Genomic DNA, 15,316 nt, shown 5'->3' with positions numbered 1-15,316 from the left:
GCGCGTCATCGGGTATCGGGGGCGCGGCGCAGCGAGAAACCCTGCGCCTCGTTCATGGCCAGGTAGCTGACGTTGCGCGACACCACGGGCGGCTTGTCGCCCGCGTGCAGTGCGCGCACCTCGTCCAGCACCATCTTGTCGGCCAGTGTCATGCGGTCGATCATCCGCAGGTACTGCATCCAGCTTTCCACCAGGAAGACCTCGCGCCAGACGCCTTCGCGCTCCAGGTCGCGGAACAGCTGCCACTGCTGCGCGCCATTGCGCAGCCGCAAGAGGCGCAGCGGCCGGGCGGCGTGGATCAGCGCGGCCAGCTTGTCCGGATTGACCAGGTATTCCACCGCAACCAGCACCGCGCCGCGCTGCGTGTTGAAGCCAGCGTCGGCCAGGGCCGGTTCGGTGTCGTCGGCGCGGGTGAGCGATCGCGCGTCCACCTGTTCCGGCAGGCGCGAGCGGTACAGCAGCGCCACGGTGACGCCCAGCACGATGCCGGCGGCCGACATCGCGCCGGACACGCCCATCGTGCCCGCGAAATGGCCCCACATGAACGAGCCCGCCGCCAGGCCGCCAAAGATCGCGGTCTGGTACAGCGCCAGCGCGCGCGCCTTCACCCAGTCCGGCACAAGCAGCTGCACGGTCGTGTTGTAGGTGGCCAGCACGCCGATCCAGCAGCCGCCCGACAGCAGCAGCGCCGGAAACGCGACCCACAGCGTATCGGTCAGGCCCAGCGCCAGCAGGCAGGCGGCCAGCAGCGCGGCGGCCACGCTGATCAGGCCGCCGGATCCCCACGCCGCGCGCGCCCGGCGCACCAGGACGCTGCCCAGGATGGCGCCCACGCCCAACGCGCCGAGCATGTAGCCGTACAGCAGCGCGCTGCCGCTTTCGTGCTCGTGCGCCAGCAGTGGCAGCAGTGCCCACAGCGCGCTGGCCGACAGGCCGAAGGCGAACGAGCGCAGCATCACCACGCGCGTCACGGTCGAGTGCTGTGTGTAGCGCAGCGCGGCGACCACGCCTTCGAAGAGGCCTTCGGGCGGTAGCCGGCGCACGGGCAAGTCGCGCTTCCAGCGCCAGATCGCCCAGATCAGGCCGCCGTAGCAGAAACAGTTCAGCAGAAAGACCCAGGACGTGCCCAGCGCGCCCAGCAGCAGGCCGCCGATGGCCGGCCCCACCGCCCGCGCCACATTGAAGTTGACGCTGTTCAACAGCACGGCGCTGCCGACGTGCTCGCGCGGCACCTGTTCGCCCACGGCGGCCTGCCACGCCGGCGTGACGACCGCGCTGCCGATGGCGATGCAGAACACCGATGCGATCAGCGTGATGGGGTGCAGCAATCCCGCGAAGGCCAGAATGGTGATGAAGACGCCGCCCGCCAGCTCCAGCAGCATGCCCGCAAGCATCACCTTGCGGCGGTCGTGGTTGTCAGCCAGCACCCCGGTCAGGATCGACAGGGCGACCAGCGGAAACGCCGCCGCCACCTGGATCATCGCGACCATCAGCGGGCTGCTCTGCTCCGTGGTGATGACCCACGCCGCGGCCACCGATTGCGCCCAGGTGCCCAGATTGGCAAACAGGTTGGCGATCCAGATGACGCGAAAGGCGGGGAAAGCGAGTGGGGAAAGCGTGCTGACCTGAAGGACAGGCGCGGGCGCGGCCGGGGGGGGCGCCGGCAGGTCGGTCGAAGCCGAAACGGGCTGCAGCATGGGAACGTGGCCGGACGCGAGGATCGCGCCCGTTCTGGGCTGGGTCGGGGTCGCTCAATGGTACGCCCAAGGCTGGCGGCCGAGGAGGGCGGCACGCGCTTTTCCGGTAACCTGCGCGCTGGCCTTGTTACCGGCCTGGGCGCGGGCGATGCGGCGCCGCTGATGCAGTCGCCACGCCCCACCCTGTTTCACTATTTACGTTTGCTGATTCAATGACCCTGACTTTCAACGGGCGCGCGTTCGCCGCCCTGCTTGCCGTAACCGCCGTGCTGGCGCTGATCGCCACCGTGGGCGCGCCCTATCCCTTCCTGCGTGGTTTCGTGGGCGACGTGGTGGCGGTGGGCTGGGCCTATCTGCTGTACCGCAGCTTCGTCCGCGCGGGCGTGCTGCCGCTGGCCCTGGCCGCGCTGTTCACGGGCTATGCGGTCGAATTGGGCCAGTACCTGGCGCGGCATTTCGGCTGGCGCATCGAGCAGCCGGTGTTGCGCGTGGTGTTCGGCAGCGTGCCGGACTGGTGGGACGTGCTGGCCTACACCGTGGGCTTTGCCATCGTGCTGGCGCTCGCGGGCGGCAACGCCCGCCGTCAGCGGAGCGTGGCGCTGCAAAACGCCCGGATGCAGGCCAGTCTGCGCGCGAGACGCTAGCGGCGTAGCGCCAGCCCGGGAAGGCGTCCCGGGCTTTTCAAGCCAGGGCGTTCAGTCCCTGGCTTTTCCTTCAGCCAGCTTGGCAGACCGTGTCGTCGCGTTGCGTGCGCGCGGCGGGTGCGGCTGCGCGCAGCGGTTGCAGACGGGCATTGCGGAACGGAGCCAGCAGTTCCGCCCAGGACGACGGAAACAGCGGCGTCGCGTGGCGCACCGCGTCGCGGCGGGCGTAGTGGGTGAGCAGTTGTTGACCGATCAGGGCGTCGCCCAGCGGGTGGCGGGTGTTCATGGTATTTCCGTATTGCGTTGAAATTGTATTCATTGTACGCCGTCGACGCGTCTCGGTCCAATTGGCCTTGAGGGGGCCAAGTGCTTGATCTGTTTGAAACTGTCCCTCTTTAATGGGCTTACCTCGGGATTGCCCTAGCGGTCCAAAACAGTAGACGGTATACAATGTTCATCATGGCCGGGCTGAGACAGGCCTGGAATTTCTCCCACTGGACCTGGAGCGAGTCATGGCAGAACTGATGAACCGAGATGAATTCCGCACGGCGCTGGAAAACGCGATCAAGGGCAAGAGCGCAAACGCATCGCCCTTTTCGATCGCCTGGGCCGAGGGCAAGCTGAGCCGCGAGCATCTGTCGCGCTGGGCCGAAAACCACTATCACTACGTCGGCCCCTTCGCCGACTACCTGGGCTACCTGTACGCCCGCACCCCGGACACCTACACCGAGGCCAAGGATTTCCTGCTGGCCAACATGTACGAAGAGGAAATCGGTGGCGACCGCCATACCGATCTGCTGATCCGCTTTGCCGAAGCCTGCGGCACCACCCGCGAACGGGTCACCAATCCGGACAACATGTCGCCCACGACCCGCGCGCTGCAAAGCTGGTGTTATGCCGTGGCAATGCGCGAGGATCCGATCGTGGCGGTGGCAGGCCTGGTGGTGGGCTTGGAATCGCAGGTGCCGTCCATCTACCGCAAGCAGACGCCGACCCTGCGCGAGAAGTACGGCTTCACCGATGAGGAAGTGGAGTTCTTCGACCTGCACATCGTGTCCGACGAGATCCACGGCGAACGCGGCTACCAGATCGTGCTGGAGCACGCCAACACGGTGGACCTGCAACAGCGCTGCCTGAAGATCTGCGAGATCGGCGCGCAGATGCGGCTGCTGTACACCACGGCGCTCTATACCGACTACGTGCAGGACGAGATCAAGCTGCCCGAACTGGGCCTTGCCGCCTGATCGCACGTACCCACCCGGCCCGCCCGGCACGCCCGGGCGGTGCCCGCGCCGCAGAACCTGGACGAAGACCTCATGCCTACCGTTGTGTTTCATAAAGGCGGCCAGACCTACACCGACGTGGTGAAGGACAACACCAACCTGGTGGTGCGGGCCGGCATCAAGCAGTTTCCGTTTCCGCACCTGCGCTACGAATGCGGCATGGGCAAGTGCGCCAAGTGCGCGTGCCGCATCATCGCCGGGGCCGAGCATCTGCCGCCGGTGAACTGGAAGGAAAAAAAGCAGCTGGGCGATCGTGTCGACCAGGGCTACCGGCTGGCGTGCCAGCTTTGGCTCAGCAGCGACATCGAGCTGTCCCAGGACGTGGAGGCATGATGGCGACCGAATCCACCTATGTGATCCTGACCTCCAAGCCCGGGGTGTTCCGTACCGAGGCGGGCGACGGCGCCGACATCATCGAGACCTATGACTACGTGTTCTACGGGCGCGCGCTGGCCGTGTTCAGCATTGCCCGCCTGGAACGTGAGATCAAGCTGGTGGTCACCGAGGAAACGCCGCCCTACGTGGTGAATCACGTGCCGTCCAAATTTCTGGAGAAGTTCTCGTCAGTGGACGCGGCCCGCAAGGAGCTGGCGCACCTGACGCGTTTTGGCAGCATGGCGTCGACGCTGACGCTGCGGTCCGGCGCGCGCGCCGCGGAGCACTGACTATATGGTTCAGATCACGTTCATATCCAACGGCGGCATGGTCGCCACGGCGCCGGAAAACAGCAACCTGCTGCGCGTGTCGCTCAAGGAAAAGGGCGGCATCCCGTTCAAGTGCGGGGGCGGCCTGTGCGGCACCTGCAAGTGCCGGATCGAAGAGGGGCTGGAAAACACCGACGCCATCAAGCCGAAGGAGCGCAAGCATCTGCGGCCGGAAGACTTCGAGGCCGGCTACCGCATGGCCTGCCAGACGTTTGTGAATGGCGACGTGAAGGTGTCGTGGGTGGTGCAGAACGGCAAGGGGATCGTGGTGGGCGCGGCGCCGGGGGCGGTGGAGAAGGTCACGACCTGATGACCTGATGGCGGGGACAGCCGCTCGTCAGTGTTCCGGCGCTCAGGAGCTCAGGCCACCGACGCCTGCTGCGGCGGCTGTTGCGCTTCGGTGTACCCCTTGGCCGCGTTGTGCACGTGCTGGCTGGCCAGAAGCGCCGCCAGGTCGCCGTTGCCTGCAATGACGGCATTCAAGATTTGCGAATGCTCGTCCCAGTTCTGCTTGGCGCGGCGCATGTTGCTGGGCGCGAACAGCAGCGCGGTGCGGTCGCGCAGCGAGCGCATCAGGTCGGTCAGCACCACGTTGCCGCCGATCGTGGCCAGCATTTCGTGGAACTGCGAATTCAGCGCCAGGAACTTGTCCAGCTTCTCGTCGCGCGCCGCTTCCGTGCCTTCGCGTAAAAAGGCCTGCAGGCGCTCCACCGTCTTTTCGTCGCGGCGCTGCGCGGCCAGCTTGGCGTTCAAGCCTTCCAGCGTGGCGCGCACTTCCACCATGTCGTAGGCCACGGCGTCTGACAGTACCGACACGGACGCGCCGCGGCGCGGCTCGATCGTGACCAGGCCTTCGGCGGCCAGCGCGCGCAACGCCTCGCGCACCGGGATGCGGGACACGCCCATTTCCTCGGACAAACGGCCTTCCACGAGGCGGTCGCCCGGTGTGAATTCGCCGCTCAAGATGCGTTCGCGCAGCTTGTCGCGGATGACGGCAAACAACTGCGGATGCTGCTCGCCGATCTTCAGCGGGGAGGAATGCTGTGTCTCGACGGCTTGCGGGCTGACGGGGGAAGTTGTCATGGCGAGCAGGTTTGGCGTAATGGATATAGTCGGCATTGTATTACCGGGTGTAGCCGTCCGTCGCTGGCGGTTTGCCGCATCAGTGCACCCAGAATGACTTCACCAGCACGCCCACCGCGCCCATGGCGCAGGCCACGAGCAGCACGCCGCGCACAGCACGGGGAGGCAGCAGGGTGCGCAGGCGGCTGGAGACCGCGAAACCGGCCAGCAGAAACGGCGCCAGGCTGAGCGCCAACCCGGCGTGGTAGCCCGTGTAACGCTTGGCCAGCGCCAGCATGGCAAGCGAAAAAATGGATCCCAGAAAGAGCACCATGCCCAGCGTGGCGCGCAGCCGGGGCGGCGCGGCGTGCTGCAGCACGATGGCGATGGGCGGGGCGCCCACCGACGTCATCGTGCCCATGATCCCCGAGGCCACGCCCGCCCCGGAGACCCGGCCCGGCGTTGCGGAGAACTTCAGCCCCGCCACGCTGAGCGCGACGGCAACCAAGATCATGCAGGCAAAAAGCAAGCCCAGCGCCTGGGGCGCAAAGCGCGCCATGGCGTAGATCGCGATCAGCGTGCCGACGGCGCGCCCGGCCAGCGCGTAGGAAACGGCCGGCCAATCGATGGCGGCGCGTTCGCGCAGGGCGGTCAAGAGCGAAATGAAGCCGCCCAGGGTCAGGAGCGGGCCGGGCGCCAGTTGCGGGAAGAACATGGCCGCGACGGGCGCGGCAAACATCGCAAACCCCACGCCGCCCACGCCTTGTGCGACGGCCGCGCCAAACACGACGGCTGCCATGGCGGCGTAATGCCACAGATCGGTGCTTGCCAGGGAAGACAACATGTCTAAGGGCGTTGTAATTTCTGTATACGATAGTCTATCGATGAAATCCCACGATGCCAGGAGATTTCGGAAACTTCAGGGTAATCCCTTGTTTTTCAGCTAAAAATCAGGCTGAGACCCGCATTATCGGTTTCCCTAGGCGGTGCATATTTCGGTTGGTATGCCTCATAACGAAATATAGTATACCGACGGTGGCGACCCAACAGCCACGCATTCAAGGGGAATAGCGCATGCAATCCGACGTCGTGCTCACTGCCGCTCATTGGATATACCTGATCAGCGTGGCCGCCATCATCCTGACGATGATCCTGCGAGCCAATGTCGTGGTGCCCTCGGTCACCGGCACGTTCCTGGTCGTGCTGGCGATCACGGGCAATCCGATCAGCGGACTGATCGGCATCTTTTCCGCCAGCTTCGTCGCCGCCAAAGAGCTCTTCAACATCTTTCTGGTCATCACGTTCATGACGGCGCTGCTCAACTCCCTGAAGACGCTGCAGGCGGACGTGCGCATGGTCCAGCCGTTTCGCCGCGTCATGCGGGGCGGGCATTCGTCGTTCGTGATCATCGCCCTCTGTACCTATGTGATCTCGCTGTTCTTCTGGCCGACGCCCGCCGTGCCGCTGGTGTCGGCCATCCTGCTGCCGGCGGCCATCGCGGCCGGGCTGCCGCCGCTGGCCGGCGCCATGGCCATTGCCATCGCGGGGCAGGGCATGGCCCTGTCGTCGGACTACGTGATCGGCGTGGCGCCGAGCATCAGCGCCAAGGCGGCGGGAGCGGCGGTCAGCGCCGCCGTGGTGGCCGACCGCGCGCTCGTGCTGTCGCTGATCACCGGCGCGATCGCGCTGGTGACGGCTTACCTGCTGGTGCGCCGTCACATCGTGCCGGCCGATCCGGCGCTGCTGTCGGCCTGGCAGGCCCGTGCGCAGGACGGCAGTCTGGCGCGCATGGAACAGGCTGGCTCGTTCGACAAGGCCGAACTCGCTCGCGGCACGATGGGCGCCGATCCCGCCCTGCCTGCCGGCCCCGCGCTGAGCGACGAAGAGCGCCGCCGCATCCGCTGGTCCAAGGTGTTTGCCGTGGTGACGCCGTTGGCGTTCCTGGCGGTGATCGCCGTGATGGTGCTGCCCCGGCTGTTCCCGTCGCTGCCCGCCCTGCGCGGCGGCGATGCGGCGGCGCTGGTCGGCGGCGTTGCGTTCGTGGTGATGATGCTGGTGACGTTGGCTGCCGAAGGTCCCCGCAAGATGCTGGACGTCTGCCCGGAGCACGTCACTGACGGCTTCGTGTTCGCCTTCAAGGCAATGGGTTCCGTGCTGCCCATCGCCGGCTTTTTCTTCGTGGGCGCCAATGAGACGGCCGCCCAGATCCTGGGCGTGCCGGCGGCGCAGGCGCCCGGCCTGTTGTTCGAAGTGATCTCCGCCGCGCAGCACCTGATTCCGGAAAACCACTTCCTCGTCGCCTTCGGCGTGCTGCTTGTCGGCATGATCACCGGCATCGACGGCTCCGGCTTTGCCGGCCTGCCGCTCACCGGCACCCTGTCCGGCGCGCTGGGTCCGGTCGTCGGGGTGGACCCCGCGACGCTGGCCGCGGTCGGCCAGATGGGCGCCGTGTGGACGGGCGGCGGCACGCTGATCGCCTGGTCGTCGCTGATTGCGGTGGCGGGGTTTGCGCGGGTGAACGTGCTGTCGCTGGTGCGCGCGCTGCTGCTGCCCGTACTGCTGGCGCTCTTCGTCTCCACGATCTGCGCGGTGCTGATCTGGAGCTGAAAGCCCCGCCCGAATGCAAAAAGGCTCCCGCGCGGGAGCCTTTTTGCTGGCGGCGCGGTGGGGTTTCCACCGATCGCCGCACAGTGATTAAAGTATACAATGTGCTGAAACTGGCCCAGATGCCTCGCGCCCGGCCACGCCGGCCCAGACTCAATCAAGGAAGCGCTCCCGTGGACGATCTCTCGCAGCAACCCTTTTTGAACTACATCGGCGGCAATTGGACGCCCAGCGCTACGGGCAAGACGGCCCCGAACCGCAATCCGGCCGATACGGACGATGTCGTCGGGCATTTCCAGGCGTCCGGCGCCGAAGACGCCCGGCAGGCCGTGCTGGCCGCCGAAGCGGCCTTTGCCGCGTGGCGCGACACGCCGATCTCCAAGCGCGCGGCCATCCTGTTCCGGGCCGCCCAGCACCTGGAAGACAACGCCGACGCCATTGCCCGCGAGCTGACCCGCGAAGAAGGCAAGGGCCTGAATCTGGCCAAGGATGAAGTGCTGCGCTCGGCGCAGACGATCCGGTTCTACGCGGTCGAAGGCCAATCCTTCACGGGCGAGACCTACCCCAACGACGACCCGGACATGATCGTCTACAGCCAGCGCGAGCCGCTGGGCGTGGTCACGGTCATTTCCCCCTGGAATTTCCCCATCTCGATTCCGGCGCGCAAGATCGCGCCGGCCCTCATCATGGGCAACACGGTGGTGTTCAAGCCCTCGTCCGACGCGCCAATGTCGGGCTATCGCCTGACCGAGGCCTTCGTGCGCGCCGGCCTGCCCGCCGGCGTGCTGAACTTTCTGACGGGCCCGGCGGGCGCGGTGGGGGAAGCCATTACGGCGGCGAGCCAGGTGCGGGCCATTTCCTTCACCGGCTCCACGGCCGCCGGCGAGCAGATCCACCGGACGGCGGGCCTGACGACCCGCACGCAGATGGAGCTGGGCGGCAAGAACCCGCTGATCGTCCTGGCCGATGCCGACCTGGACCGCGCGGTGGACCTGGCGGTCAAGGGTGGCTTCTCGTTGAGCGGACAGGCGTGCACCGGCACCAGCCGCGTGCTGGTCGACCGCAAGGTCAGCCAGGCCTATACGGAAAAGCTGCTCGCCAAGATCAAGACGCTGACCATCGGCAACGGGCTTGAGGGAAATTTTGACCTGGGTCCGCTGGCCACCGCCCGCCAGCTCGACAACGTGCTCGGCTACATCGAACTGGGCAAGCAGGAGGCCAAGCACCTGCACGGCGGCGATCGCCTGACGGGCCCCGGCTTTGACCGCGGCTATTACGTGACGCCCGCGCTCTTTGCCGGCGTGACGCAGCAGATGCGCATTGCCCGCGAAGAGATCTTCGGCCCCGTGATCGCGCTGATCGAGGTCGACGGGTATGACGACGCCATCGCGCAGGCCAACGACACGGAATACGGCTTGTCGGCCGCGATTGCCACCACCGACGCGCGCTACGCGCACCGCTTCGCGCGGGACATCCAGGCCGGCACCGTGAAGATCAACCGCACCACCACCGGCAATCTGATCAATGCGCCGTTCGGCGGCCTGAAGCACTCCAGCACCTCGACGTTCCGAGAATCGGGCCGCGTGGGCCTGGAGTTCTACACCCAGATCAAAACCGTCTACCGCGCCGGCTGACGGCTCATCCATCCACAGAGGCTTTGCACATGAAACAGATCTATCGGCTGGAACTTGAAGAGGCGCGCGTCATGGTGCGCGCTGCCATCGCCAAGTCGCAGGAAATCGGCGTGCTGGAGTCGATCTGCATCGTGGACGACGGTGGCTATCCGATTGCGCTGGAGCGCATGGACGGCGCCCGCATCACGGGTCCGCAGATCGCCTGGAACAAGGCGTTCACCGCTGCCGGGCACAAGCGCTCGACCCACCTGTTCAATACGCCGCCCAACGGCCCCGCGCTGCCCGGCAACGAAGCCTTCGGCATCCAGTGGAGCTTCGACGGCAAGTTCGCGGTGTTCGTCGGCGGCTTTCCAATCGTCGTGAACGGCGAGGTGATCGGCGGCGTGGGCCTGAGCGGCGGCAACGGCGAGCAGGACACCAAAGCGGGTCTTGCGGCACTGGCCGCGCTGGGCGAATTGCTGGAGCCGCGCGGCATGAAGGTGCTGGTGGAAGCGGACATCAAGAAATAGGCGAGGGCGCCATGGCATACCGCGTGCACATTCTGGAAACCGAGACCGCCTTCGACGTCGAAGCGGGCGAAACCGTGCTGCAGGCCGCCGAGCGGTCGGCGGTGAAGCTGCCGCACGAATGCACGTTCGGCGGCTGCGGCACGTGCCGCATCAAGCTCGAGTCGGGCACTGTCCGGTACGACGACTACCCGATGGCGCTGACGCCGGAAGAGGCCGAGCAGGGCTACGCGCTGGCGTGCCAGGCGCATCCCATGGGCGACCTGCGCATCAGCGTGGCCAGCAGCCGCCAGGTCTTTCCCGAGGCGCGCCGCATCCCCGCCACGATCCACCGCATCGACGGCTACTGCGACGACGTCATCCACCTGACGCTGGCGCTGCCCGGCGAGGGCCTGGACTACGTGCCCGGGCAGTATATGAACGTGGTGCTGCCCGACGGCGAGACGCGCAGCTTCTCCATGGCCTCGGCGCCCGCCGGCAACCTGATCGACTTCCATGTCCGGCGCATTCCCGGCGGCCGCTACACGGACCAGTGGCTGGGACAGGCCAGCGCAGGCGCGCCCGTGGAGATCGAGGCGCCGCTTGGCGTCTTCAGCTATCACGAGGAAGATTGGCGCCCGCTCGTCATGATGGCGACCGGCACCGGCATTGCGCCGATCAAGGCGATTCTGGAATCGCTGCTGGACAACGAGGACTGCCCGCCCGTCACCCTGTATTGGGGCATGCGTACCGAAGCGGACCTGTATATCCGCGACGAGATAGAAAGCTGGGCCGGCCGTCTGTACGAATTCAACTTCGTGCCCGTGCTGTCGCGCGCGGGACCCGATTGGCAGGGACGCCGCGGCTACGTGCAGCAGGCCGTCCTGGAAGACCACGACGACCTGTCGGAACATGCCTTCTACCTGTGCGGCGCGCCGGAAATGATCCGCCAGGCCAAAAGCCTGCTGGCCGAACGCGGCGCCAGCCTGGACCACGTGTACGCCGACAGCTTCACGTTCCAGCACGCGCTGGCCTCGGCATAACGAACAACGAAGACTTAGCCTACCGATACACCAGCACCGGCAGCCGCGTGCGCGCCAGCACGCGCTGCGTCTCGCTCCCCAGCAAAAAGCCCGTCATGCCGTGCCGCCCGTGCGATCCCATCACGATCAGGTCGCACCCGGTTTTCTGCGCCGTCTCCACAATGGCCTCGTGCGGATGGTCATTCACCATGACGATGGCTTCGCAGGGCACCAGCGCGTGCCGCGCCTCGGTCTCAAGTCCGTCCAGATAGGCCTGCGCGTTCTTGCGCGCCTGGTCGGTGTGATGTCCTTCGGTGGCGCCCAGCATTTCGGCCTGATAAACCAGCAGGTGGTCTTCCGGAATAGCGCGCAGCAGGGTGATGGTGGCGCCCATTTCCTTGGCGAAAACGAGCGCGCGCTTGAATGCCGACTCGGACAGCAGGGAACCGTCCACAGCGATGAGCAAGTGCCTGTACATGTTGCCTCTCCTTTAGGTAAAGGAATGTCCAGCAACGGCGAATCCAGTATAGGCCTGCGGGCAGGCGCAAACCAGCCCCCATATGGAGGAGTGGGCCGGGGGGCACGCGGGAGGAGGGTGCGGCGGCGTCAGGCGATACGCCGCTGCGCCTCGTCCCCCGGCTCCAGCCCGCGCGGCAGGGCGGCGATCAGACTGCGCGTGTAGGGATGGCGGGCGTCGCGCCAGAGCGTGGCGTTGGGTCCTTCCTCGACGATCCGCCCCGCATTCATGACCAGCACCCGGTCCGCCAGGTAGTGGACCACCGACAGGTCGTGCGAGATGAACAGGTACGACAGGCGGAACTCATCCTTCAGGTCGACCAGCAAGTTGAGAATCTGCGCCTGCACGGACACGTCCAGCGCCGACACGGGTTCGTCGCAGATGACCAGCGCCGGGCGCAGCACCAGCGCCCGGGCAATGCCGATGCGCTGACGCTGGCCGCCCGAGAACTCGCTGGGATAGCGCGCCAGCGCCTCGCGCGGCAGGCCGACGGCGTCCAGGATGTGGTGAATGCGGCGGCGACGCTCGACGCGATCCTTCACGCGATGGATGCGCAGCGCGGCCTCCAGGATGTCCGCCACGGTGTGCCGGGGATTGAGGGACGCGTACGGATCCTGAAAGATCATCTGCACGCGCTGGCGGTAGGCGGCCAGCCGGCCGGCATCTAGCGTCGTGGTGTCTTCGTCGCGCAGCAGAATGCGGCCCGAGGCCGGCGGCAGCAGCCGCACCAGCGCGCGTGACAGTGTGGACTTGCCGCAGCCCGACTCGCCCACCAGGCCCACCGTTTCGCCCGGCGCGATCTCGAACGACACGCCATCGACCGCCGTGGTGATGCCGCGGGACGTCCGGTACTGCACGCGCAGGTCCTGTACCTGCAGCAGTGGACCGCTGGCGCTCGCGGCGGGGTCGTTGGCGGCTGCCGGGACACGCGGCGGCGTCACCAGTCCAAACACCGGCTTGCCCGACGCAGGATCCAGCCGGGTTCGAATCTCCGGCAGCCGCAGCGTGCTGTAGTGCGTGGCGTCGTCCAGCCGCAGCGATGCGCCGAGCAGGCCGCGCGTATACGGGTGGCGCGGCTGGCCCAGCAGCGCGGAGGCCGCGCCTTCCTCGACCTTTTCGCCCTGCACCATCACCGCCACGCGGTCAGCCCATTCGCCCACCACCGCCAGGTCGTGCGTGATCAGCAACAGCCCCATGCCCAACTCGCCGCGCAGGTCGTCCAGCAGTTTCAGGATCTGCGCCTGGACCGTCACGTCCAGCGCGGTGGTGGGCTCGTCGGCCACCAGCAGCGCGGGCTGGCAGGCGATGGCGGCGGCGATCATCGCCCGCTGGCGCTGGCCGCCGGACAGGTGATGCGGATAGTCGTCCACGCGGCGCTGCGGCTCCGGCACGCGCACCATGTCGAGCAGTTCGATGGCGCGTGCGCGGGCCGCCCGGGCGGACGCGCCGCGGTGCAGGCGCAGCGCCTCGCCAATCTGGTCGCCCAGGGTCAGCACCGGATTCAGGCTGGTCATCGGCTCCTGGAAGATCATGGCGATGCGGTCGCCGCGCAACGCACAGCGGCGGCGTTCCGGCAGCGCCAGCAGGTCCTGGCCCTCGAACAGCACGCGGCCCTGCACCTTGGCATGGCGCGGCAACAGCCCCAGCAGCGCGAGCGCGGTGGTGGATTTGCCGCAGCCGGACTCGCCCACCAGCGCCAGCGTTTCGCTGGCGCGCAGTTGCAGGTCCAGGTTCCGCACGGCCTGGTGGCCGGGGAAGGCGACGTTCAATCCTTGGATGTCGATCAGCGTGGTCATGTCGGGAATCGGTTTTACGGCTGGCCGGCGGCGGCGGGCTGTGCCGCCACGCGGCGGCGGCGCAGTTTGGGGTTGAGCGCATCGTTGATGGCGTCGCTGAGCAGGTTCAGCGCCAGCACCGTCGCCATGATGGTCAGGCCGGGCAGCGCGGTCATGTACCAGGCGGTGCGCAGCGCCTCGCGGCCCGCGCCGACCATGCTGCCCCAGCTCACCACGTTGGGATCGCCCAGTCCCAGAAAGGACAGCCCCGCTTCGGACAGGATGGCGTGGGCCACCAGCACGGCGGTGGTCACGATGATGGGCGGGAGGGCGTTGGGCAGGATCTCGCGGAAGATGATGCGGGCGTGGCCGGCGCCCAGCGTCTGCGCGGCCCGCACGAACTCGCGCTCGCGCAGCGAGATGAATTCGCCGCGCGTCAGCCGCGCGATGCCGGTCCAAGACGTGATGCCCAGCGCAAAGATGATGGTCGACAGTGACGGCCCCAGAATCGCCACCAGCACGATCGCCAGAAGGAACGAGGGCACCGTCTGGAACAGCTCGGTGATGCGCATCAGCACGGCATCGGTGCGCGGACCGGCATAGCCGGCAAAGGCGCCCACCAGCAGCCCGATGCCTAGCGCGATCGCGGCCGACGCGCCGCCCACCAGCAGCGACACGCGCGCCCCGTGGAAAAGCCCGGCCAGGATGTCGCGGCCCATCAGGTCGGTACCTGCGGGAAACTCGGCGTCTTCGCCGGGCCAGGTAAAGGGGGCGCCGACCATCTCCAGCGGATCGTCGGGAAACAGCCACGAGGCGCTGGCCGCCGCGCCGATCACGATGGCTAGAATGACCGCGCCGACAGCGGCCGAAGGCGTGCGCAGCAGGCGCAGCGCGGCAAGGGCGGGTGCTTTCATGTCTTTCTCACTCGGGGGTCGAGCAGGCCGTAGCAGGCGTCGACGGCTATGTTCATCAGAGCGACCAGCGCCGCGCTCATCAGCAGGATGCCCAGCAGCAGGTTGACGTCGCGGCTGGCGATGGCCTCGAACGACAACTGCCCCAGTCCCGGCCACGCGAACACGGTTTCGACCACGATGCTGCCGCCCAGCAGCGCGCTGCTTTGCAGACCCAGCATCGTGATGACCGGCAGGATGGCGTTCTTCAGGGCATGGCGCCAGATCACGCGCGCCTCGCCGTTGCCGCGGGCGCGCGCGGTGCGGATGTAGTCTTCCTGCAGGGTCTCGATCATCGACGCGCGCGACAGCCGGGCGTAGATGGCCACGTAGTAGATCGCCACGGTGGTGACCGGCAGCGCCAGATGGCGCGCATAGTCCACCCACAGCGCCCAGCCCTGGTGCGCCGCGCCCACATCGCGGATCCCGCCGACAGGCAGCCAGTTCAGATGCACGCCAAAGCCCACGATCAGCATCAGCGCCGTCCAGAACATGGGCGCGGAATAGCCTGCCGTGGCCAGCCCGGACAGCAGCGTGTCCAGAATGCCCTGCGGACGCCGGGCGGCCAGCACGCCCAGCAGCACGCCGACGGCCACCGACAGCGCCAATCCCGTGCCAATCAGCGCCAGCGTCGCGGGCAGCCGGTTGAAGATCAGGTCTGACACCGGCTCGCCATAACGGAAGGAATATCCCAGGTCCAGCGACAGCAGACTCTTGAGGTAATAGCCGAGCTGCGCGAACACGCTCTGGTCCAGGCCATAGGCCTGGCGCAACTGCGCGACGTGCTCGGGTGTGATGCCGCTGTTTTCCGAGGCGATCACGTCCACCAGATCACCAGGCACGAGTTTCAGCAGGAAGAAGTTGGCAATCGCGGTGACGCCCACCACGAACAGGATCTGCAGCAGGTAGCGCAGCGGACGGGGCAGGCGCAGGGACATG

At 67.1% G+C, this 15,316-nt stretch carries 17 protein-coding genes; 9 read left to right on the top strand and 8 right to left on the bottom strand.

Annotated features, from left to right (window positions below; genetic code table 11):
* Positions 1–5: 5 nt before the first annotated feature.
* Positions 6–1,697 carry an MFS transporter gene (locus ASD71_RS14680; protein WP_056565177.1) on the bottom strand — a complete coding sequence of 564 codons (1,692 nt, stop codon included), beginning with the start codon at positions 1,695–1,697 and terminating at the stop codon, positions 6–8.
* Between the two features lie 212 nt (positions 1,698–1,909).
* Here ASD71_RS14680 and ASD71_RS14675 point away from each other — a divergent pair, with 212 nt between their 5' ends.
* Positions 1,910–2,341, top strand: a complete 432-nt coding sequence (locus tag ASD71_RS14675) for a DUF2809 domain-containing protein (protein ID WP_056565174.1) — start codon at positions 1,910–1,912, stop codon at positions 2,339–2,341.
* A 70-nt stretch (positions 2,342–2,411) separates the two neighbouring features.
* Here the strand turns inward: ASD71_RS14675 and ASD71_RS14670 are convergent, their stop codons facing one another.
* The gene (locus ASD71_RS14670) at positions 2,412–2,627 is read right to left on the bottom strand and encodes a hypothetical protein (RefSeq protein WP_056565171.1); all 216 of its coding nucleotides are present in this window, start codon (positions 2,625–2,627) and stop codon (positions 2,412–2,414) included.
* 226 nt (positions 2,628–2,853) lie between these two features.
* Between ASD71_RS14670 and ASD71_RS14665 the strand changes: the two genes are divergently transcribed.
* The 4 genes from ASD71_RS14665 (at position 2,854) to ASD71_RS14650 (ending at position 4,638) form a co-directional block, all read left to right on the top strand.
* Positions 2,854–3,585, top strand: coding sequence for a TenA family transcriptional regulator (locus ASD71_RS14665; protein ID WP_056319353.1), 732 nt, complete (start codon positions 2,854–2,856; stop codon positions 3,583–3,585).
* A gap of 72 nt (positions 3,586–3,657) precedes the next feature.
* Positions 3,658–3,957: a 2Fe-2S iron-sulfur cluster-binding protein gene (locus ASD71_RS14660; RefSeq protein ID WP_056566926.1), complete on the top strand. Its 300-nt coding sequence runs from the start codon at positions 3,658–3,660 to the stop codon at positions 3,955–3,957.
* Positions 3,954–4,289 carry a hypothetical protein gene (locus tag ASD71_RS14655; protein ID WP_056565169.1) on the top strand — a complete coding sequence of 112 codons (336 nt, stop codon included), beginning with the start codon at positions 3,954–3,956 and terminating at the stop codon, positions 4,287–4,289. Before ASD71_RS14660 ends, ASD71_RS14655 begins: the two co-directional genes overlap by 4 nt.
* A 4-nt stretch (positions 4,290–4,293) precedes the next feature.
* The gene (locus ASD71_RS14650) at positions 4,294–4,638 is read left to right on the top strand and encodes a 2Fe-2S iron-sulfur cluster-binding protein (RefSeq protein WP_056565166.1); all 345 of its coding nucleotides are present in this window, start codon (positions 4,294–4,296) and stop codon (positions 4,636–4,638) included.
* Positions 4,639–4,688: 50 nt separating this feature from the next.
* Here the strand turns inward: ASD71_RS14650 and ASD71_RS14645 are convergent, their stop codons facing one another.
* Together ASD71_RS14645 and ASD71_RS14640 are read right to left on the bottom strand one after the other, a co-directional pair.
* Entirely contained in the window at positions 4,689–5,411 is a 723-nt protein-coding gene (locus ASD71_RS14645; protein ID WP_056565164.1) for a GntR family transcriptional regulator, read from the bottom strand.
* A 79-nt stretch (positions 5,412–5,490) separates the two neighbouring features.
* Positions 5,491–6,234 (bottom strand): sulfite exporter TauE/SafE family protein, encoded by a 744-nt coding sequence (locus tag ASD71_RS14640; RefSeq protein WP_056565161.1) that lies wholly within the window; start codon positions 6,232–6,234, stop codon positions 5,491–5,493.
* 230 nt (positions 6,235–6,464) lie between these two features.
* Between ASD71_RS14640 and ASD71_RS14635 the strand changes: the two genes are divergently transcribed.
* The 4 genes from ASD71_RS14635 (at position 6,465) to ASD71_RS14620 (ending at position 11,156) form a co-directional block, all read left to right on the top strand.
* A complete protein-coding gene (locus ASD71_RS14635; RefSeq protein WP_056565158.1) occupies positions 6,465–7,997 on the top strand; it encodes a hypothetical protein in 1,533 nt (510 codons plus the stop codon).
* A 170-nt stretch (positions 7,998–8,167) separates the two neighbouring features.
* Positions 8,168–9,628: an aldehyde dehydrogenase family protein gene (locus ASD71_RS14630; protein ID WP_056565155.1), complete on the top strand. Its 1,461-nt coding sequence runs from the start codon at positions 8,168–8,170 to the stop codon at positions 9,626–9,628.
* A gap of 29 nt (positions 9,629–9,657) precedes the next feature.
* Positions 9,658–10,137, top strand: a complete 480-nt coding sequence (locus tag ASD71_RS14625; RefSeq protein WP_056319338.1) for a heme-binding protein — start codon at positions 9,658–9,660, stop codon at positions 10,135–10,137.
* An 11-nt stretch (positions 10,138–10,148) separates the two neighbouring features.
* The gene (locus ASD71_RS14620; protein WP_056565152.1) at positions 10,149–11,156 is read left to right on the top strand and encodes a 2Fe-2S iron-sulfur cluster-binding protein; all 1,008 of its coding nucleotides are present in this window, start codon (positions 10,149–10,151) and stop codon (positions 11,154–11,156) included.
* A gap of 19 nt (positions 11,157–11,175) precedes the next feature.
* Here the strand turns inward: ASD71_RS14620 and ASD71_RS14615 are convergent, their stop codons facing one another.
* From ASD71_RS14615 to ASD71_RS14600, 4 genes are all read right to left on the bottom strand, one after another.
* A complete protein-coding gene (locus tag ASD71_RS14615; protein ID WP_056565149.1) occupies positions 11,176–11,613 on the bottom strand; it encodes a universal stress protein in 438 nt (145 codons plus the stop codon).
* A 128-nt stretch (positions 11,614–11,741) separates the two neighbouring features.
* Entirely contained in the window at positions 11,742–13,448 is a 1,707-nt protein-coding gene (locus tag ASD71_RS14610; RefSeq protein ID WP_056565146.1) for an ABC transporter ATP-binding protein, read from the bottom strand.
* 14 nt (positions 13,449–13,462) lie between these two features.
* The gene (locus ASD71_RS14605) at positions 13,463–14,341 is read right to left on the bottom strand and encodes an ABC transporter permease (protein WP_056565144.1); all 879 of its coding nucleotides are present in this window, start codon (positions 14,339–14,341) and stop codon (positions 13,463–13,465) included.
* Positions 14,338–15,315, bottom strand: a complete 978-nt coding sequence (locus ASD71_RS14600) for an ABC transporter permease (protein WP_056565141.1) — start codon at positions 15,313–15,315, stop codon at positions 14,338–14,340. Before ASD71_RS14600 ends, ASD71_RS14605 begins: the two co-directional genes overlap by 4 nt.
* Position 15,316: the final 1 nt, after the last annotated feature.

Origin of the sequence: Achromobacter sp. Root565 (genome assembly GCF_001427425.1) — a bacterium.
Lineage (GTDB): Bacteria > Pseudomonadota > Gammaproteobacteria > Burkholderiales > Burkholderiaceae_B > Achromobacter > Achromobacter spanius_D.
The sequence above is the reverse complement of the archived record's forward strand: the minus strand, read 5'-3'. Positions and strand labels throughout refer to the sequence as shown.